The sequence below is a fragment of the Embleya sp. NPDC008237 genome, assembly GCF_042956465.1.
Lineage (GTDB): Bacteria > Actinomycetota > Actinomycetes > Streptomycetales > Streptomycetaceae > Embleya.
The window spans coordinates 399,277-419,878 of sequence record NZ_JBIBGL010000006.1 but is presented as its reverse complement, the minus strand read 5'-3'; the positions used below and the strand labels follow the sequence as shown (position 1 = coordinate 419,878).

Annotated in this window: 12 protein-coding genes; 5 read left to right on the top strand and 7 right to left on the bottom strand. The window is 71.4% G+C overall.

The window, feature by feature from the left end:
- Positions 1–168 precede the first annotated feature (168 nt).
- From ACFZBU_RS18545 to ACFZBU_RS18535, 3 genes are all read left to right on the top strand, one after another.
- Entirely contained in the window at positions 169–2,988 is a 2,820-nt protein-coding gene (locus ACFZBU_RS18545) for a hypothetical protein (RefSeq protein ID WP_391584665.1), read from the top strand.
- A gap of 83 nt (positions 2,989–3,071) precedes the next feature.
- Complete coding sequence (locus ACFZBU_RS18540) at positions 3,072–6,986, top strand: hypothetical protein (protein WP_391584664.1); 3,915 nt, start codon at positions 3,072–3,074, stop codon at positions 6,984–6,986.
- A gap of 104 nt (positions 6,987–7,090) precedes the next feature.
- Positions 7,091–8,524, top strand: coding sequence for a S28 family serine protease (locus ACFZBU_RS18535; protein WP_391584663.1), 1,434 nt, complete (start codon positions 7,091–7,093; stop codon positions 8,522–8,524).
- 106 nt (positions 8,525–8,630) lie between these two features.
- Here ACFZBU_RS18535 and ACFZBU_RS18530 read toward each other — a convergent pair whose 3' ends face one another.
- Positions 8,631–9,800 (bottom strand): alkaline phosphatase PhoX, encoded by a 1,170-nt coding sequence (locus ACFZBU_RS18530; protein WP_391584662.1) that lies wholly within the window; start codon positions 9,798–9,800, stop codon positions 8,631–8,633.
- A 229-nt stretch (positions 9,801–10,029) separates the two neighbouring features.
- Complete coding sequence (locus tag ACFZBU_RS18525) at positions 10,030–10,845, bottom strand: class I SAM-dependent methyltransferase (RefSeq protein ID WP_391584661.1); 816 nt, start codon at positions 10,843–10,845, stop codon at positions 10,030–10,032.
- A gap of 320 nt (positions 10,846–11,165) precedes the next feature.
- Between ACFZBU_RS18525 and ACFZBU_RS18520 the strand changes: the two genes are divergently transcribed.
- Positions 11,166–12,434, top strand: coding sequence for a hypothetical protein (locus ACFZBU_RS18520; RefSeq protein ID WP_391584660.1), 1,269 nt, complete (start codon positions 11,166–11,168; stop codon positions 12,432–12,434).
- Positions 12,435–12,654: 220 nt separating this feature from the next.
- Here the strand turns inward: ACFZBU_RS18520 and ACFZBU_RS18515 are convergent, their stop codons facing one another.
- The 5 genes from ACFZBU_RS18515 to ACFZBU_RS18495 form a co-directional block, all read right to left on the bottom strand.
- The gene (locus ACFZBU_RS18515) at positions 12,655–14,145 is read right to left on the bottom strand and encodes an MFS transporter (protein WP_391584659.1); all 1,491 of its coding nucleotides are present in this window, start codon (positions 14,143–14,145) and stop codon (positions 12,655–12,657) included.
- A 312-nt stretch (positions 14,146–14,457) separates the two neighbouring features.
- A complete protein-coding gene (locus ACFZBU_RS18510; protein WP_391584658.1) occupies positions 14,458–14,865 on the bottom strand; it encodes a sigma factor in 408 nt (135 codons plus the stop codon).
- A gap of 257 nt (positions 14,866–15,122) precedes the next feature.
- A complete protein-coding gene (locus tag ACFZBU_RS18505) occupies positions 15,123–16,691 on the bottom strand; it encodes an ABC transporter substrate-binding protein (RefSeq protein ID WP_391584657.1) in 1,569 nt (522 codons plus the stop codon).
- Between the two features lie 542 nt (positions 16,692–17,233).
- Positions 17,234–17,800 carry a hypothetical protein gene (locus ACFZBU_RS18500; protein WP_391584656.1) on the bottom strand — a complete coding sequence of 189 codons (567 nt, stop codon included), beginning with the start codon at positions 17,798–17,800 and terminating at the stop codon, positions 17,234–17,236.
- Between the two features lie 124 nt (positions 17,801–17,924).
- Positions 17,925–18,905 carry a LysR family transcriptional regulator gene (locus ACFZBU_RS18495; protein WP_391584655.1) on the bottom strand — a complete coding sequence of 327 codons (981 nt, stop codon included), beginning with the start codon at positions 18,903–18,905 and terminating at the stop codon, positions 17,925–17,927.
- Between the two features lie 84 nt (positions 18,906–18,989).
- On the opposite strand from ACFZBU_RS18495, the gene ACFZBU_RS18490 reads away from it, so the two are divergent.
- Positions 18,990–20,075: a DMT family transporter gene (locus tag ACFZBU_RS18490; protein ID WP_391584654.1), complete on the top strand. Its 1,086-nt coding sequence runs from the start codon at positions 18,990–18,992 to the stop codon at positions 20,073–20,075.
- Positions 20,076–20,602: the final 527 nt, after the last annotated feature.

Sequence of the window (20,602 nt, the reverse complement as noted above, 5' to 3'; positions counted from 1 at the left end):
GCGCGTCGCCCCTCCACGGCGCTCCCGGCGACCGGCGGTGGCACATCGAGCCCAAAAGGTGCGTGCGGGAGCGGCGTTTGTCACGCTGGAGACAGGTCGCGTGCCCCGCCGTGGCCGGACGGTCGGCGAGGTGCGTACCACGGCCAGTCGATCGGAAGGCGGGCAGCCATGACTGCCGACCCGTTCCGCGTCCTCCGCATCGAGGACATGCTTCTCCTGCACGTGGAGGTCGTCAACCTCCGGCGCGAGGGGGCGCGCCTGGTCCGGGAGGACCCCACCGCGCCGGCACTGGTGCTGCTCCACTCACCGTCCCAGCACATGAGCGAAGGTGTGCTGTCCGGCGGGCAGTTCCCGGAGACCGTGCCCGCCTTCGCGTCGGGGCGGAGCACGCTGGTGTTCCTGCTTCCGGACGGAGAGGACGGCATCGACCTGACCGTGGGTGCGCTGCTGGACTGGAACCGGCTGATCCCGACGATCGTCCCGGCCGACCAGCCGCGGGACGACCCGAACGAACCGGCTCTGTTCGACGGAATCCCGCGCACCGCCATCGAGTTCCCCACCCGCGTGCTGCTGGGCCACGACCACGACGGTTCGGGGTTTGCCTGGTCGGATCCGCTGATCGATCCGGTCACGCTCGACGGGCGCGCCGAACTGTGGCACGTCGAATTGTCCGGCGCCGCCGGCGGGCCGGTACACCTGAAGGCGTTCGCCGAGGCATCCGGACGCCCGCCACGCACCGGCATGCCGCTGGATCCGACCGTGCCCGGCGACCTGGTCGCCCTCACCAGCCTGGACGAGTTCGTCGGCCCGGACGGGGCTCTGCTGCGTCGGCCCCTGCTGGCCGACCGGTTCATGCTCACGCCGCTGGGCGCGACGGTGCGCATGAGCGGTTCCTGGCCCATCGCGCCGGGCTTTTCCTCGGTGAGTCTGACCGGCTACGAGCACATCGCCTCGCTCGGGCGCGATCAGTTCGTGCACACCGTGCGCCACGGCTTCCTCAGCAGCGGACACCCGGCCTCCTTCGTCGAGACCACCAAGCGGTTCTACGACGACCCCGGCGACGGCACGTCGGTCGCCTACCTGCGCAAGGAAGCGCACATCGTGGTGGATCAGGCCGAGGTCACCTACGGCGCGGGTGCGGGCTACGACCAACATCAGGGCCGGCAATTGCCGTTCCGGTCCATGCGGCTCACCGACACGATCACTCCCGTGGTCGATCTCGGCGCGGGCGCGTTCTGGGTGACCGTCGGCGGCGTGCCGTTGCAGTTCCACGCCACCGCGACCGACGCCGAGGGCCGGCACGTCACCATGGACATGCCGCTCGTGTTCGCCTTCTCCGACGCCCTCGACCGAATGGCGGGGGTCTACAACAACCCGGCCACCGCCGACCGCACGAACCTGGGGCTGGGCGGACAGACGGTCGCCATGGCCGAGAATCCGAGCGCCGACGGCAGCACGAGCATGCCCGTGACCTCGGCGCGCTTCACCCTGACCTCGGCCTCCGGGCACCCGGCGGGCGTACTTCCCGCCATGGTCGACGCGGTGGCACGGGTGCCCGCGGTCGAACAACTCACCGGCCTGGCCACCGACACCGCCGTGCGACTGCATGACGCCTACCTCCGACAGGGCCTGGACGGCCAGCCCACCGGCGCATTCCTGCACCTGGTCGACAAACTGCCGATGAGCCTTTCCGCCGAGAAGGCGGGCGGCCTGGCCAAACCCAGCACGGCGGTCCAGGTCGTCACCACCCAAGCCGGGTTGCTCGCGCCGAATTTCGTCGGCGCGGCGGGCGAGGCGGCGGGAGTCGACTCCGCGACGTTGGCACGGATCTTCGAGGGCACGAAACTGCTGGGCCCCGTCGACCTGGCCGACCTGCTCGCGGACGTCCCGGCGACATCCGTCGCGGAGTTGAAGGATCTCGGCGAGGACGAGATCCGCCGCCGGCTCGACGGTGTCTCCCAGGAACTGCTCCCGGTGCCACTCATGCGCGTGGGCAACCTGCTCGACGGCTCCGGGTCCGAACTGCGGTACGTGTGGAAGCCCCGGCTGAGGAACGATTTTCCTCTGCTGGATCTGAGCGCGGCCGCACTCGTCCTCGAAGCGACCACCGTGCGCTCGCCGGACGCCCTGAGCAAGTCCAGCGTGCGCGGGGAACTCAGGCGCTTCGCATTCGTGTTCGCCGACGTCGTGCGGGTCGACTTCGAACGCCTGACCTTCACCGCGCGCCCCGGCAGCAAACCGGACGTCACCGCCGCAGGCGTCGCGGTCACGTTCGAGAAGGCCCTCGAGTTCGTCAACCAGCTCCGCGAGGCGCTGCCCGCGGACGGGTTCGGCAGTGGCGCGTTCGTCGACGTGAGCACCTCCGGCATCACCGCCGGCTACTCGCTGACCCTGCCGACGCTGTCACTGGGCATGTTCAACCTGAGCAACGTCGCCCTGTCCGCACGCCTGACCATCCCCTTCGACGATGCGCCGGCACGGTTCCGCTTCGCCGTCTCCGAACGGCAGAACCCGTTCAACATCAGCGTGTCGATGTTCGGCGGCGGCGGCTTCTTCGCTCTCGAAGTGAGCACGCGCGGCCGCGGCATCGAACAGATCGAGGGTTCGCTGGAGTTCGGCGGCAACGCGTCGCTCGACCTGGGCGTGGCCAGCGGCGGCGTGCATTTGATGGCGGGGATCGCGTTCCAGATGACCGGCGACTCGGTCACGCTCACCGGATACGTGCGCTGCGGCGGCTACCTGTCCGTGCTGGGCATCGTGAGCATCACCGTCGAGTTCTACCTCGCCCTCACGTACCACAAGGACAACGGCATCTGCGAGGTGGTCGGCCAGGGCAGCGTCACCGTCAGCGTCCGCGTCGCGTTCTTCAGCAAATCCGTGAGCCTCTCGCTGGAGCGCCGCTTCGCCGGTTCCGCGGGCGACCCGTCGTTCACGGACTGCATGGCTCTCGACGACTTTGTCGAGCTCTGCGAGGGCTACGCCGCGTGAACCCGGGCCGCGGCGACCCCGATCCGCCGTGCCCACCCGATTCGAGCCGCACCCCCGGGTGACCCCGCCAGGAAGGCAGGCCCATGACGACCGCACAGCACATCCAGTGGATCACCCTGCCGGCCGGTCTGTCCCCCGACGGGACGCAGGCGCGCCTGTCCGTGTTCGTGGCCCCTCGGCTGGAGAGCGACGGGCCCGGCACGCTCGCGGCGTTCCCGGACTTCCTGGACTGGCCGGCGCGGCTGGCCGACGCGGAGTTCGCCCTCCTCCTCGCGGACGCATCCGGCATCCCCGACGGTGAGACTCCGCTCGTACCGCTCACGCGCACCGGACCGCCGCCCGATTCCGCGCTGTGGCAACTGTTCTTCCCCGCCGGCACCCCGGTGGACCGGTTCGAGTTCGACGACCACCGGCAGAACACCATGGTGACCTACCCGGCTCGCGAACTCGCGGACACCACACGCCAGTCGTTCGCGGATACCGCGGCCGAGTCGCCCGACAGCATGCCTCCGAGCCGGCAGATGAGCAGCCTCGCCGGGTTCGCCGCCGCCGCCGACATGCCGAGCACCATGCAGAACATGCGTGAGAACATCGTCACGCAACTCACCGCCGCCGACCGGCTGGTCGCCGAACAACCGGGCGAACTCGTACGGCCCGACCTGAGCCCCCAGGAGGCGTTCCTCGCCTTCCACGAGCCGCAACCGCAGGTTGCCGGCCTGGTCGCGGACGACGGCCCGCACATCGCGCCGCCACCGGAGGTGCCGCACATCGACTTCCACCAGTTGTTGTCCTCGCTCGGCGACCACCCCACGCTGCTGCGACGCCTGGGCCTGGTGCTGGATTTCGTCACGCCGGTCGCGCAACTACCGCCCACGAGCGGCGAACTGACCATCTGCCTCGTACCCGGCTGGGAACCGCTGCTCGGGCCGGACGCTTCGCACGACGACACCGCCGCGACGCGCTACGCGCTGGCGCCGGGCCAGGGCTTCTGCGCCGCCGCGGAGGGCAGCGACGCGTTCGGGCCGCCGGCGCGCGGACTCCTGGCCCTGCCGGAGGACGAATACACCATCGAGCAGGCCGACATCGACGGCGTCACCCTCAAACTGCTGGCCGCCGCCGTCGCGGCCGACACCGACGGGGACGCCGAGGCCGCGCCGCCGACGGTGCGTACCAAGGGGCTCTCGCTCGTGCTCGGCGACCGCACCCGGCACCTGCACGACAACTTCCGGCGGGCCGCCGAGCGGCAGGACACGCTCGTCGGGGAGACGACCGTGGTCCTCACCGCCGAGGACCTCGTCCGCGGACACCGCCTGGACGTCTTCGACGAGCGCCGGCAGAAGTGGTTCTCGCTGCACGAGCGCGAAGTCGCCTACGATCGGGCGGGCAGTCCGGGCGACCACCTGGCCACCGCGTCCGACGAAGGATTCTTCCAGCTCAGCCTGGCCACGCCCACCGCCGCGCCGGGTGCCGGGCAGCGCGTTCACGTGCACGAACACCTGGTCACCTGGGACGGGTGGGCGTTGTCCGCGCCCCTCCCGGGCAAGGCCCTGGCGAACGGGGAGGGCCCCGAGCGCATCCCCAACGCGGCCGCCACGACACTGCCGTTGGAGATCGAAACCCACGTCCGGCCCGGCTCGCTGCCGCGCCTGAGGTTCGGGAGTTCCTACCGGATCCGGATCCGCACCGTGGACCTGGCGGGCAACGGGCCGACCCTGGAGGAGGCCGACGGGCTGCTCGACCAGGACGTCCTGGTGTTGCCGGCCACGGGCGCCCCGGTCTTCCGCAGGTTCGAGGCGGTCCCTCCGCCGCTGCTGCTGCCGCGCGTCGAGTTCACCGAGGGGACCTCGGCACACCGGCTGGTGATCCGCAGCACCGCCGAACTGTCCCCGGCGCAGTACGCCGAGACGTTCAACGCCTCGCCGCCGGTCGCCGACGGCACACATCCGCCGTACCACGAGATCGACGAGCGACACGTGGTCGCGCCCAAGACGTCCTTGGAATGCGTCGAGCGGCACGGCAGGCTCGACGAGGCCATCGGCTCGGGCGACGCCGACGCACACCGGCGGATGTACACGATCGCATCGCGGGAGAGCGGGTCGCTGGACGACCCGTCGCTGCCCGGCATGGCGTCCGTGACGTATCCGTCGGCGACCCCGGACGGGTCGGAGGGCCATTACGTGCTGTACACGGGCGAGACGGTCGAGCTGCCGTATCTGCCCGACCCGCTCGCCGAGGGGGTGGTCTTCCACGAACTTCCGGGCATGCCGGCGCGTCAGGCGTTCGAGGTGCCGTGGAACGCGGCCGACTGGCATGCGCCGCAATCGCTGCGCCTGTGCATCCGCGAGGGCGACGGAGCGCCCGTCTTCGACCCGTCGACCCGGGTGCTGACCGTGTTGCTGCCGAAGGCGACGGTGGCGACCGTGCGGGTGTGCTCGCGCGTCAAGGTCAACGAGAAGACGATGGGCATGCTCAAGTGGTGCCGGGACGCGCTGGATCCCGATCAGTTCGAGAACGTGATGGCCGCCGCCCGGGCCAACCGGCACTGGATGTTGACCCCGTGGTACGACGTGACGCTCGTCCATGCCGTGCAACGCCCCTTGATCGCACCGCTGTTGACGCTGAACGACGCACCCGACCGGATGCCCGGGGCGACCGGCGAACACCTCGTCGGCTCGCTGGAGTTGAGCGCGGCGAGCACCGAGCGCGTGGACATGATCGCTTCGTGGAGCGAGAACGTGGACGACCTCACCATGCCGGGGCCGAGCGTCCTCGACGTCACCGCTCCGGTGTTCCGACTGCCGCTCGCCGCCGCCGTCCCGCGCGACCCGGTCGCGAGCGAGGACTCGCCCAGCACCCTCGACGGCGACACCCTGACGTTCAACACCTTCGTGGCCGAGGAACTCGCCTTCGCGGTGGAGCCGGGCCGGCCGCCGGCGACGCCGGTCCCGGCCAAGTGCGAGTTCGGTGACAGCAAGCACCGCGACGTGACCTTCACCCCCGTGGCGACCACCCGGTTCGCCGACTACTTCCCGCCGGAGTTCGCCCGGGACACCGACCGGGAACTGCTCAGCGTGCACGGCGAACCCGTCGAGCACAGCGTGCTCAGCAGCGCCAAACCCGCCGCACCGCACGTTTTGGGCACCTTCCTCACCCTGGGGTTCGAGACCTTCGGGAGCCTGCCGGACGGCCTGGAACGACGGCGCCGCGGAGGGGGCTTCCGGGTCTATCTGTCGCGGCCCTGGTATTCGTCCGGCAACGGCGAGCTGTTGGCCGTGGTGCTGGGCCTGGAGGGGGACGAACAGCCGCTCCAGGCACACCCGTTCATCACCCTGATGGGGCGCGACCCGATCCGCGGCGCGGCACCGGTGTTCCTGCCCTCCGCGAGCGACTTCCCCGGCGCACAGACCACACTGGACGTGGCCCTGCCCGAGGTCTTCGACGGATTCGCCGTCACCGCGGCCGGGTTCGAGCCCACCTTCGACGGGCCGTCCGGCCGGTGGTACGTCGACATCGACGTCGACACCGGCGACGCCTACTTCCCCTTCCTGCGGCCGGCGCTCGCCCGCCTGCAACGACGCTCCCTGGAGGGCTTCCAGCTGTCCCGGATCGTCCTCGCCGACACCCTGCGGCTGCTGCCCGAACGCACCCTCACCGTCTCCGGCACCGACCCGCTGAGCGTGCGGCTCACCGGCCCCGCCTACCACGACGACAACAGTCCGCCCACGGTGTCGGCCGGCTTCCAGGTGCGCGACCCGGACCTCCCCGACCCCGTTCTCGGTTGGATCGACCTCGACGAGACCATCACCGAACTCTCCGCCGACGACGACACCAGCCTCTTTCCCACCTACTCCGCGGAAATCCCCCTCCCCACCCCCCGCCCCGACCGACCCCTGCGCCTCCTGGTCAGCGAGATGGCGTCCATGCGCTCCGACTTCGCCACCGACGAGTTCGGCCCGGCCACGGAAAGCCTGGTCTACGCGGACGCCGTGGAACTGTGACCGGACGCGGCGGCGGTGCCGGTGTGCGGCATCCCCCGGCCGGGGGAGACGGTTCCCCCGGTTCGGGGATCCGCCGGAATGGGAGCTCCGGCTTTTCTTGAGACATGACAAACGCGATCAGCAACCAGGACCGAAGCGATATCCCCGGGGCGGCACCGCCCGGCCGGCGCGGTCGCGTCCGGCGGCGCGGCGGGCGCAGACTTGCGGTGTTCTCGGTGTTCTCCGTCGTGCTCGGGCTCGTCGCCGGCGGCGCGGCGATCCCTGCCGGGGCACAACCGGCGCCGGCCGGCGCGGTGGCCGAGGCCGACGAGGCCGACATCCGGGCGCGGCTCGAGGCGATACCGGGCATGCGGGTGCTGGCCGAGAAGCCGGTCTCGCCGGGTGTCCGATACTTCGACCTGACCTACCGTCAACCCAATGACCACCTGCACCCCGAGTGGGGATCCTTCGCACAGCGGTTCAGCCTGCGGCACGTGTCCACGCGACGGCCGATGGTCCTGTACACCAGCGGCTACGACCTCGGCGCCGGCCCGGACTTCCGCTCCGAGCCGACCGTCATGCTCGACGGCAATCAGATCTACACCGAGCAGCGCTACTTCGGCACGTCCCGCCCCGATCCCGCCGACCTGAGCAACCTGAACATCCGCCAGGCTGCCGACGACCACCATCGGCTGATCCAAGCGCTGAAGCCGATCTACCGCGGTTCGTGGATATCCACCGGCGGCAGCAAGGGCGGCATGGCCACCGTCTACCACCGGCGGTTCCATCCGAACGACGTCGACGGCAGCGTGGTCTACTCCGCGCCCAACAACACCGACGACCGCGACGACACCGCCTACGACGCATTCCTGGCCCGCGTGGGCACGCCCGAGTGCCGCGCCGCACTGCAAACGGTGCAGCGCGAAGCGCTCGTGCGACGAGAGGAGATGGTGGCCCGCTACCGGCAGTGGGCCCAGGCGAACGGGCAGACCTTCGACACCCTGGGCGGTGTGGACCAGGCGTTCGAACTCGCCGTGCTCCGCCTGCCGACGATGTTCTGGATGTACGCGGGCGAGTCGAAGTGCGCCGGCGCGCCCACGCCGGCCGCGTCCTCGGACGAGTTGTACGCGTGGGTCGACGGGATCTCCCGACTCGCGGTCTACACGGACGGCAGCGTCGGGTTCTTCCTTCCCTATTTCTACCAACTCGGCACCCAGCTCGGATACATCCAGGTCGCGGCCCCGCACCTGGCGGGCCTGTTGCGTTACCCCGGCATCCAGGAGGTGCGCAGCTATGTGCCGCGGGAGATACCGCTGCGGTTCGAGCCCGGGGCGATGCGCGACATCGACCGCTGGGTACGGTCCCGGGGCAGCGAAATACTCTTCGTCTACGGCGAGAACGACCCGGTCCGGGCCGAGCCGTTCCGGCTGGGTCCGGGCAGCCGCGACGCCCAGGTCCAGGTGGCGCCGGGCGCGGGCCACGGCGCGAGAATAGCCGGCCTCGCCCCCGAGGACGCCGCCCGTGCGAGCGCGGCCCTGCACCGGTGGGCCGGGGTCTGAGCCGGAGACGCCGGAGGCCGGGGCCGTTCGAGACGGCCGGCGGCGGACGGGGCGTGCCACGATCTCGTGGGCACGCCCCGCTCCGGCGCCGGGCCGCGCCGTGGCGTCAGGTCGCGTCGCGGAAGGGGCCTGTCACCTCGAAGGTCACTCCGGCCGTGGGGGAGTTGGAGGTGCCACGCTGGGAGGAGAAATACAGGCGCCGCCCGTCGGGGGAGAAGGCCGGGCCGGTGATCTCGGAGCCGTCGTGGCCGGTCACCTGGAGGAACGGCGCGACCGTGTCGTTCGGCGTGATCAGGCAGATCTGCATGTCGCCGCCGTCCTCGGCGACGAACAGGTCGCCGTTGGGGCGACCGGTGATGTTGTCCACGCCGGTCAGCGGTGCGGACCCGGCAGGCACGAGGTCGTCGTCGTACGCGATGTCCAGGGCACCCGCCGCCGCGTCGTACACCCACACGCGGTTGTCGCCCTTGGTGGTGAACCACACTCGCCCGTCCCGATAGTGCGCGCCCTCGCCACCCTTGAAGCGGCGCGCCTCCGCGACCTGGTTGCGCGTGCCGGTGAGCCAGTCACCGGGACGGGGCACCGTTCGCCAGGTCACCGGCCCGGTCACCGGCGCCGCCGGGGCGCACAGTACGTCGAGGCGTCCGCGCGAGAGGTCGCCCCACGTGTCGGGCGTGAATCGGTAGAAGCAGCCGTCGGATTCGTCCTCGGTCAGGTAGATCACCCGCCGGTCGGGGTCGGCCGCGGCGGCCTCGTGCTTGAACCGCCCCATGGCATCGCGCTTGACGGCGCCGGTGCGCCCGTACGGATCGGTCTCCCACACCCGCCCGAACGCTATCTCCTCGCACGAGAGCCACGTGCCCCACGGCGTGGCCCCACCCGCGCAGTTCAGGTTCGAGCCGCCGAGGATGGAATAGGCGCCGCCGATGCTCCCGTCCGCGGCGAAGCGCACTGCGGAGACCCCGCCCACCAGCGGGAGTTCGGAGTTGGAGACGTAGATCCACCCGTCTCCGTCGCGGAAGCAGGCGCCACCGTCCGGGGCCCCGTGCCACAGGTGTGTGGTCCCCGTGACGAAGTGTCCGCTTTTCGCCACCACGCGCGAGGTGAACCCGGCGGGCAACCGCACCCCGTTGACGTCCGGCGCCGACAACACGCCGTAGGGCCCTGTCCCCGGTTGCGCGGGCCCCGCCTGCGCAGCGGACGCCCACAGTGAGCCGCCGAGCACCAGTCCACCCGTGCCGACGGCGGTACCTCGCAGGAATGTACGCCGATCCATGTCGTACTCCCTTCTCGACGACGGCCGGAACCGCCGCACGCGACCCCCGTGTTACCAATCGGTACGTTAGGACCGAACCGCCGTCGGAGGAATGTCCGCACGAGTGAAATCCCGATGACGATCGGGCATGCAACCCGTTCGGGCCGCGGAACGCGTCCCGGGCAACCACGTCGGAGCCCGGTCGGGGCGGAATGGGGCCGCCCCGGCACGAGCGGGCGATCGTGGTCGATCAGACCGGCTTGCGGCAGAGGATCTCGCCGTGCGGGACAGAGAACCACGCGTCCTCCTGCCGCCCCCACTCCCGCCATGCCTGCGACACCGCGCGCAGCTGCTCGATCGTCGCGTGGCCGCCCTCGGTGGCGCGTTCGGCGTACGACGAGGCGAGTGTGCGGTCCGCCCACAGGCCGCTCCACCAGGCGCGTTCCTCCGCATCGGCATAGCACCAGGCGCTCGACGAGCACGTGACGTCGGAGTAACCGGCGTGCAGGGCCCAGGACTTGAGCCGCCGCCCGGCGTCCGGCGCGCCGCCGTTGGCCCGGGCCACCCGCAGATACAGGTCCAGCCAGTCGTCCATGCCGGGCGTCGCCGGGAACCAGGCCATGGTCGGGTAGTCCGCATCGCGGGCGGCGATGATCCCGCCCGGCTTGGTGACCCGGTACATCTCGCGCAGCGCCTGCACCGGGTCGCCCACGTGCTGGAGTACCTGGTGCGCGTGGACGACGCAGAAGGTGTCGTCCGGGTAGTCCAGCGCGTGCACGTCCGCGGTCGCGAAGTCGAGGTTGTCCAGGCCCCGTTCGGCGGCCGTCGCGCGCGCCTGCTCCAAGACGTCCGGCGCGTGGTCGACGCCGGTGACGTGGCCGTCGGGGACCAGCGCCGCCAGGTCGGCGGTGATGGTGCCCGGACCACAGCCGATGTCCAGGATCTTCATGTGCGGCTTGAGCGAGTCGAGGAGATAGGCCGCCGAGTTGGCCGCGGTCCGCCAGGTGTGCGAACGCAGCACGGACTCGTGGTGCCCATGCGTATACACGGCGGTTTCCTTCGACATGACGTCCCCTTCGCGTCTTCCGGTAGGCCGGATCGGCGGCATCGCACCGCGAACCGATACCGACACCGTACGCCCGCATGTCGAATGATGAGATACGCATCTCAAGATATGAACACGACCGAGGCGGGGTAGGGGCTCGCCGGGTTGCGCCGCGGCGACGGCGCGGCCCGCCGCATCCGTACGCCGACCGACGACGCCCCGATCCGCGCGCAACCACCGCTGCCCGCGCGCCTTCCTCGCCTGATGTTTGAAACCGGACCGTCGACCCGTCGCGTCACATGGAATGACGGGGCGTGCGCCCCGGGTCCGGAGACTTCCTCATGACCATGAACTCCCTTGACTCGCAGGGCCGTCGCCCTGTCGCCGGCAACAGCACCCCGTCGTCAGCGCGCACCGGTATGCGCATCCGCGCTCGTCTGCTGCTCGCCGTGACCGCCTCCGCGCTCGTGCTCGGCGCGGCGTTGCCCGTCTCCCCCGCCGCGGCGGCAGGCGCACCCGGCGATTGGACCGCCGCGCAACTCCCGGCAGACGGCGTCGGTGTGAGCCTGACCGGCATCACCAAGCCCGATGCGCACACCACGTGGGCCGCGGGCTTCCGCATCACGGACGGCGGCCCGTTCACCCCCGTGTTGTACGCACGCGACGACCGGCGCGGCGGCACCTGGGCCGAACTCCCCACCGCGCCCGAGGCCACCGGGCGCGTCAACGCCGTCGCCTCCACCTCGCCGCGCGACGCGTGGATGGTCGGCGACGCCTCCGAGAACACCGGAGACCCGATCACGACCCAGCACTGGAACGGGCGTTCCTGGACGGTCCGGTATGCGCCGATGCCGCCGAACTCGCAGGGCGGCGGGCTGCTGAGCGTCGCCGAGCGCGCTCCGAACGACGTGTGGGCGGCCGGGTGGGTGCAGTTGATCGACAAGATCACGCCCGACCCGGACGGCGGCCCGCCGCAATACGAAACGCACGACGAAGGCATCGTGCAGCACTGGAACGGCCGCGCCTGGACCCGCGTCGCCCTTCCGCAGCCGACGGCCTCCTGGGCGCTCAACTCCATCTCCGTGAGCGGACCGAACGACATCTGGGCGGTCGGCAACGGCTTCGGCGACAACGACAAGCCGCTCGCGCTGCACTATGACGGACATGCGTGGCGCGTCGTTCCGGTGCCGCAATTCGGCGGGGTGTGGGGCGAGTTCAACGCGGTCGTGGCAAACGGCCCGAGCGACGTGTGGGCGGTCGGACGCCGCCTCCTGGACGACGAGGACTCCGGGCACGCGCTCGTGATGCACTGGAACGGCCGCGCCTGGACCCCGAGCACGCCGCCGCCGGACGCCGGTCCGATGTACGGCGCGGCCCGCGCACCCGCCGGCATCGTTGCGGTGGGCGCGACCGTCGACCGCGAGAACGGGTACGGCCTGCGGATCACCGCCTCCCGGGCGGCTTCGCTCGACATCCCGGCGCCGTCCGCCGACGGCAGGTCGTACCTGCCCTGGTCGGTACACGTCGACCGGGGCACGGTAACGGCCGTCGGCATCTCCACCGGTCCCGCCCGACCCCTCGCGGGCCTGGTCCTGACCGGCCGCCCGTAGCCCCGACGAGCACGCACAGGCCGTCCCGGGGGCGCCCGCGTCACGCCCCCGGCGTGGCCTGCCTGCGCACAACGAACACGGGGCAACACCGTCGGCGGCAGCCACACGCCGGCACGGTCGCCCCCCGGCGATCGCGCGGCGGGGGACGTCACCTCTCGGGCGTCCTCCCCCGCCGCCCTCCGGGCCGCGTCGCCTCGTGTACGCGGGGTCCGGCGCCGGGTCAGGTCTCCTCGCCGCGGGTGTTGGCGACGAACAGGGCCACCACCGCCGCGCCGGCGAGCAGGAACGCGCCGACCAGGAGCGCCTTTTGGAAGCCCTCGGTGTAGGCATGGGCCGCCGCGTGGCCGGCGCCCAGGCGATGGCTCGTCTCCGAGGTCGCGACGGCGGAGAGGACCGCGAGGCCGAACGCGCCGCCGAGTTGTTGCGCCGTGTTCATCAGGGCCGCCGCCAGGCCTGCCTGCTCGGCCGGCACGCCCGCGTTGGCGGCGGTGGCGACGCCGACGAAGACGAACCCGAGCCCGAACGACATCACGACCAGGCCGGGCAGCAGGTCGGTGAGATAGGAGCCGTCCACCGGAATGCGGGAGAGCATCCCGATCCCGGCGGACGCGATGAGCGCGCCGACCACGATCAGCGGCCGGGTACCGACCCGGCCGAGCAGCGGCTGGGCCAGTCCGGCGGCGATGCCCACGCCCACGGTGACCGGCAGGAACGCGGAACCGGCGCGGATCTCGGAATAGCCCAGGACGTCCTGCATGTACAGGGTGAGGAAGAAGAACATCGCGATGAAGCCGGACATCGCCACCAGTTGCGTCACGTTCGCCGCGGCGAGGCCCTTGACGCGGAAGATGCTCAACGGCATCAGCGGGTTGCGACCGACCGCCTCGTTGATCACGAAGGCGAGCAACAGGCCCCCCGCGACCGCCAGTTCGACGACGGTGCGGGTGGATCCCCAGCCCTGGTCGGGTGCCTTCACCAGGGCGTAGACCAGCAGGACCAGTCCGCCGGTGGCCAGCACCGTGCCGAGGAAGTCGAAGCCGCGCGTCGAGGCCCGGTGCCGGTCGTCGGGGAGCAGTCGGGGGATGGCCGGGAGAACGAGTGCGCAGACCGGCAGGTTGACGAACATGACCCAGCGCCAGCCGGGACCTTCGGTGAGCACGCCGCCCAGGAACACGCCGACGGCGGAGGCCAGTGCCCCGGTGCCGGCCCAGGCGCCGAGTGCCTTGTTGCGGTCGTTGCCGGTGCCGAACGAGGTGGTCAGGATCGACAGGGCCGCGGGCAACATCATCGACGCGCCCGCACCCTGGGCGAGCCGGGCGCCGATCAACACCGCGGAGCTTTGGGCCAGTCCGCCGACCAGGGAGGCGGCGGCGAAGACAACGGTGCCGGCGAGCAGGACCCGACGACGCCCGATCAGGTCGGCGGCGCGCCCGCCGAGCAGCATCAGGCCGCCGTAGGTCAGCAGGTAGCCGGATGGCACCCATTGCAGGCCCTGGTTGGTGAGGCCGAGGTCGCGCTGGATGCTGGGCAGCGCGATGTTGACGATGGAGGCGTCGACGAAGTCGAGGAAGGCCACCGCGCACAGCAGGACGAGGGTGAGTTTGCCGCGCGTGGTGGTCAGGAACGAGGCCTCGGCGACGTCGGATCGCGCCGCCGCGGTGGAACTCGCCGGATCCGTCGAGTCGGTCGAGGGGAAGGTGCCGGTGGACATGAGTTGCTCCAAGAGGGATGCGATCGGCATCGGGGCGTGCGGGCATGGGGCGGCGCCGGGGGCGCAGCCCGAGGAAGTCGGGTGGTGTCGGGTGTGGTCGTCCGGCATGGGGGCCACTCGGGCCGTCTCGGCGACGGCCCCGGGGGCCGGGGTGGTGAAGCGTCCTCCGTTCATCGCGGCCGGGCCGGCACGTACGGCTCCCGCGCGGCGCCCGACGCATCGGCCTCCTCACCTCCGAGGCCGTCGCGCCGCGTTAGGGCAGGAAGAACGGGGCCGACTCGAGCATGTGCCGCGCGACCTGCTCGGCGCCGGTCAGGGCGGACGAGGCGGCGTGCCGGTTCGCACCCAGGTCGATCCGGAAGGAGACGTCCGGATCGAGGGTGACCATGAGCGCGTCGAAGTCACCCTCCTACGCCGTTCGGCCACGATCGGCTCCGGCAACCACGTGCCGGGATAGTCCTCGCGGCGCAGCCGTCGGGCGCGCGGCATGTCGAGGCAGATCCGCCCGACGATCGTGGTCGGCCAGGCCCGCAGGTCGCGGATGTCCTCGTACTCGTTGCGCGACACCCGCAGCCGGGTTTCCTGGACCGCGTCCTCGGCGTCGCCGCGCGAACCGAGGATGCCGTACCCGACGGACCGCAGGTGCGGGCGCAGCACCTCGAACCGATCGGCCGGCCACTTCGCCCGCCGCGTGGGCGCCGGCCCGGGTTCGTTGTTCATGCGATGTAGACGAACGTCGACCCGAAAGTGTGACGTGCAGGCGGGGACCGCGCCTCTTCCACCCGGTCTCCGTCGCATCCCCCGGCAGACGGCCGACGCCCCCTCCGAAGCCGGGTCGAACGGCTTCGGAGGGGGCGTCGTCATGGGTGCGCGGCCGGGTTCACCCGCGCCCGGGTGGCCGATGGCGTCGGTCGCGCGTCACCTGTCGGTCACGCGCGGCGCCACTCGCAGTGCCACTCGCGGCATCGTGTGCGGCGTCACTTGCGGTTCAGCCGCAGGGACATCGGGTCGATGCCGATGCCGTCGATCACGAACGTGGTGTCGTGCGTGGCGAAGTAGGGCGACAGCATGTCCACGAACGTCACCACGTCGACTCGCTTGACCAACTCGGCTTCGGCTGCGGTCCATTCGTCACATCCGGCGAGGTCGGGCTTGGCCATGGCGAGAGCCGTCAGACGCTTGTACTCGGGGTTGTCGATGGAGCCGAAGTTGATCCCGTCGGGACCCGCGGGCCCGCTGAAGAAGGGGATGAGCTGGTCGGGTTGGGTGAGCGTGAGCGGGGTCCACGAGATATCCCACTGGCCGGAGGCCAGCACCTCGCCGGTCGTCCCGTTCGTGAGCGGCTTGCGGGTGACCTTCACGCCGAACGACTTCCACTGTTGAACCGCCAGTTCGACGGCCGACAGGAGTTGGGAACCTCCCGTGGTGGGGTGCGGCAGCACGATCGACAGTTGCCTGCCGTCCTTGGTCCAGTACCCGCCCGACTTCTTCCAGCCGGCGCCCCGCAGCGCCTCCGCGGCGCGGGCGGGGTCGTGCGGCGGGGTGTTGGCGCTGACGGCGTCGGCCTGACAGGGCGGCAGCATGGTGGTGGCGACCCTGGCCGGCGCCGCTCCCTTGCCCCCGCTGGCCACCGCTCCCAGCTGCTTGAGATCGAGCGCGGCGATCAGCGCCCAGCGCACCTGCGGATCCGCGGTGACGTGCTCGGGGCCCTCGTTGATCAGGAGCATGCCGAGCGGATCGCGCTGGATCTGGGCGTTGAGTCCGGCCGCCGACAACCGAATGCGGTCCGCGCCGGTGACGGAGGCGATGTCGAGCTGTTTACCCAGGAGCAGGTTGGCCCTGGTGGACTCGTTGGAGACGACCTTGAAGACCACCCGCTCGGGCAGTTCGGCGGAGCCGGTGCCGTTCGGGCCCCAGACGTAGTCGGGTCGTTTGGTGTAGGTGAAGTGGTCGCCCGTCGCCACCTCGGTGAGTCGGTACGGCCCGGTGCCGTCGGTGGCGTGGGTGAGCGAATCGGGTGCCGCGAGCCCCGAGGGGCACACCAGGGGTAGTCCCGTGGTGCCTCGCAGCAGGAACGGCGTCGGCTCGGGGGTGCGCAGCGTCAGGGTGTTGGTGGCGTCGTCGGCGGTGGCGACGGTTCCGGGTGCCACGGCCAGGCCGTACAGCGGCGAGGTGTTCTTCGGATCGACGATGTAGTTGTACTGGGCCGCGATGGCGGACGCGGTGAGCGGTTTGCCGTCCGCGCACGTCACGTCGCGCCTGAGGGTGAAGGTCGCCGAGAGGGTGTCGGACGTCCATTTCTCGGCCACACTCGGCACGATCTGTCCGTCCGGCCCGACGCCCACCAGGGTGTCGTACGAGAACCGGGTCATCACGGACGTGATCTTGGACAGCGAGGTGAGCGGGGACACGTTGCCGGGGTCATCGGTGATACCGATGGTCAGCGTGTCGCTCCCGCCCGCGCCGGCGCCGTCGGTGGCACCGCATCCGGTGGCGAGCAGACCCAGGGCAACCGCCGTCGCGGCACCGCGCGCCAGGCCTCTCATCGCGCACCGCCGGCGGAAACGGCGGAGCACATCGACCGCTCGCCCCTCGATGCGGCGGCGAGCAGCCTACGGGTGGCCCGGCCCACCGCCCGGACAGCGGACCCGACCGCATCGGATCGTCCCATGCTGGATACCTCCTCGGAGAACGGCGCAGGTGCCGCAGAGGACGCTCACGGTAGGCAGCGCCCGGACACCTCGTATCGTCCACCCGAACGAAGAACGACCGTCGATTCCGTCCGTATCACCAACGGCAAGCCCGATCATGTCCGACACTCTGCTCGGGATCCGCATCGCCGCACGTTCATACCGTCGACCAACCACTTGGTAGTCGAATACGACGAGCCCGACCCTCGACGGCAACCGATCGACGTCACCCTCCTCCCGCTGCATGCCGGCGAGCTCCCGCCCGGTGATCCGCGGGTTCGATGCGACCCCCGCCGGAACCCGCCGGCATCGGCACAGGCCACACCGACGCGAACCGGCGCCGCGCGCTCGATCCCGGTGATGGGACGGCGCGCGTCGCCGACGGTGCCGGCCGGGTGTCAGGACATGTGGGCGAGGAGTCCGAGGTCGGGAGCCAACGCCCCGGGCTGGGCCAGGGATCGGAAATCGGCTTCGACGGCTCCCGGGTCGAGGGCACCGGCGCGGACCGCGTGGTATCTGACGAGGGACCACAGGAACACGTCGATGTTGTCGAATCGGGTTTCCGCTTCGATGACCTGCTCTTCGTGGAGCCACACCGCGACCAGACCGCTGGTGAGCACGACGTAGTAGTTGCCCCCACCGTCGGCGCCGACCGACCACACGTCGTCGCCGGCGAGCTCCGTCTCGTAGTCGGAGTCCAGGACCGCGCAGTCGTTGGCGTCGAAGTCGAAGCCGTACGACCAGTCGTGGATGTCGAGGAACTGCGCCATGGTCCCCGAGCGCACCCTGCGGTCGAACCCGGCCAACGCCGTTGCGGCGTCCGCCGGAAGCTTGGCCAGAAACGGCTCGACCGGACGAACCGAAGCGGGTATCTCGACCCGCGGTCGACCCGGCAGCCAACGCGCCAGGTCGCCGTCCAGGTCACGCTCCACGTACCCGGCCAATTGATCGATGGTAAGCGACATGCGGGGAGCGTAATCGCCCCTACCACCGAACCGCCGGATGACCGCGCGGAATTGCCGATACCCGATGAGCGTCGACGGCGGCAGGCCCGGGGTGGCACTCGGGTGGCCGTGGGCCGTGTCGGGTTCAGGGCCCGCCGTCGGATCCGTGCGGCGGCCGGGGGTCGGGCTCCTCGGGCCGGTTCGCGTCCCCGGCGTCCGCGGCGCGACCCAGGAGCAGGTCGGTCACCAGGGCGAGCGGGGGCCAGTTCAGCCGGCCGTGGCGGGCCACCGCGTACGCGCGCAGATCGACGTGCGGAAGGGTGAGCGGGAGCAGCCGCACCCCGGGGGACGTCGCGATGCCCCGGGGCAGCAGGCCCACGCCGAGACCGGCGGTGATCATGCCCTGGACCAGGTCGAGGCTGTCGGCCTGGTGGGTGACGTGCGGGGTGAACCCGGCGAGCGAGGCGAGCGTACGGACCACGGTCTCGTCCGCGGTGTTCCGGGAGTTGACGATCCAGTCGTGGCCGGCGAACCGGGCGAAGACCTCCGCCGTCGTGCCCCCGCCGTCGGCGGCGTCGGCCGCCTCGTCGGCGACGGCGTGCGCCGGCACGCCCAGGTCCCATCGCGCGGTCCACAGCGGTATGGCCCGCACGGTCGGGTCCTCGGCCGCAGGCGCCAGGTTGTAGTCGTAGGTCAGTGCCAGGTCCGTGCCGTCCTCGGCCAAGAGGGCCAAGGCCTCGGCGGGTTCGTGCTCGCGGATCAGCACCCGGATCCGCGGATGGGCGACGGCGAGGTCGGTGACCACGGGCAGCAGGTGGCCGCGGATGGCGGTGGCGAATCCGGCGACGCGCACGGTGCCGCTGGGCTCCGCGCCGGGGGCGAGGTCGTGTTGCGCCTGCTCGACGGCGGCGAGGATGGTCACGGCGTGTTCGGCCAGTCGGCGTCCGGCCGGGGTGAGCCGGACCCGCCGCCCGTGCGGCTCGATCAGGTCGGCTCCCATGTCGCGGGCCAGCGCCGCGATCTGCTGGGAGACCGTCGAGGTGCTTGTGCCCGACACGTCCGCGACCGCGTGCATGGAGCCCAGCCGGGCCAGTTCCACCAGCACCTGTAGCCGTCGGGTCTCCATTCCCCGATTGTCCACGATTCGCGAACGATGTGTTCCGAATCGGCACGTGGACACGAACAATGCGAAGCACCTCTACTTGGGGTCATGAACACGTCGCCCGATCACACCCGCCCCGCGGTCGCGCGCCCGCAGCCGCCGGACGCCGCGACGGGCGCCCTGATGGCCGTCGCCGCGATGTCCACCGTCCAGCTCGGGCTGGCGCTTTCGGTACCGCTGATCGACCGGCTCGGCGCGCTGGGCACGGCCGGGCTGCGACTCGCGTGGGCGGGCCTGGTCCTGCTGGTTCTCGTCCGGCCGCGCCGCCGCGACTTCACCGGCCGGGACCTGTGGGCGTGCACGATGCTGGGCGCGGTGAGCGGGGGCCTGATGCTGTTCTTCATGCTCGCCGTGGCGCGCCTGCCGCTGGGCACCGCCAGTGCACTGGAATTCCTCGGCCCGCTGGCGGTGTCCCTGTACGGCGCCGGCCGTGGTCGCAGGCGCTGGACCGCCCTGGCCGGCATCGGCGTCGTGCTGCTGACCGAGCCGTGGCATGCCGGGATCGACCCCCTCGGTCTCGGCTTCGCACTGGCCGCCGCGGCCTGCTGGGCGGCGTACATCCTGCTGACCCAACACGTCGGCGACCGGGTCACCGGCCTGAACGGGCTGGCCGTGTCCATGCCGGTGGCGGGCCTGGTCGCGATGCTCGTCGCCGCCCCCGCCGGGCTGGGCGAGGTGACCTGGCCGCTGTTGCTGATCATGCTGGGGCTGGCCGTGCTGAGCGCCGTGCTGCCGTTCAGCCTCGAATTCCTCGCGCTGCGCCGGCTGAGCACCTCCGCCTTCGGGACCCTGATGAGCCTGGAGCCGGCCATCGCACTGCTGATGGGCCTGGTGGTGCTCGACCAGATCCCCGGTCCGATGCCCGCGGCCGGTGTCGTCCTCGTCGTGCTCGCCGGCATCGCCGTCACCCGCGCCGACGCCCGCACGACCCCGGCCCGCGAGCACGGGAACCTCGCCCCCACCCCGCTTCCCGGACCCGCCGTGCACGAGGTACGCGCGGACGTCTCCGGACACACCACGCCCGACGACGGGAACGTCCCTGCCCCCCGCGTCGCCCGTAGCTCGGCGACGCCCGCGGGTCCGGGTCCGGGGATCACCCACCCCGGAGAGCGCTGCGCCGACAGCCTCGGCTGATCGACCGCCGCGGACGACCTCCCCGCCGCACCGGACGGCGACACGGCGGAGGACCACGGGGACGGACGGCGACACCGTCACGGGCCCGTCCCCGCGGCCTCGTCCGGTGCGCGGATCGGGGCGCGGCGGGGGTCGTCCGACATCGCCCGGCCCGGCTTCCGGGTGTTTCCCGAGGTGTTTCCCGGCCCCACCACAGCGGTCGACAGCCACACCCTCGACATCCCGAGCAGCTTCCCCCAGCTTCGTGGCGCCGCACGAACTTGGCGGGGTTGTCGGCGATCGTCCACTACAGTCGCGGCTACCTCAGCAAGATCGAGACCGGCCGGAAGCCGGTCACACCCGACGTCGCGGGCCGTTGCGACGACGCGCCGATCGCCGGTGGTGCGTTGCTGCGCCTCGTACCCGAACCGCGTTGCGACCCCGCTGGCGAGCCGGTGTCGTCCGCTCCCCACTCGGAGTACGACCGAGGAGACGTGCCCCTACCGGGGGTTGGCGATGTTCCGGACCCGGGATCACCCCTGGGTTCT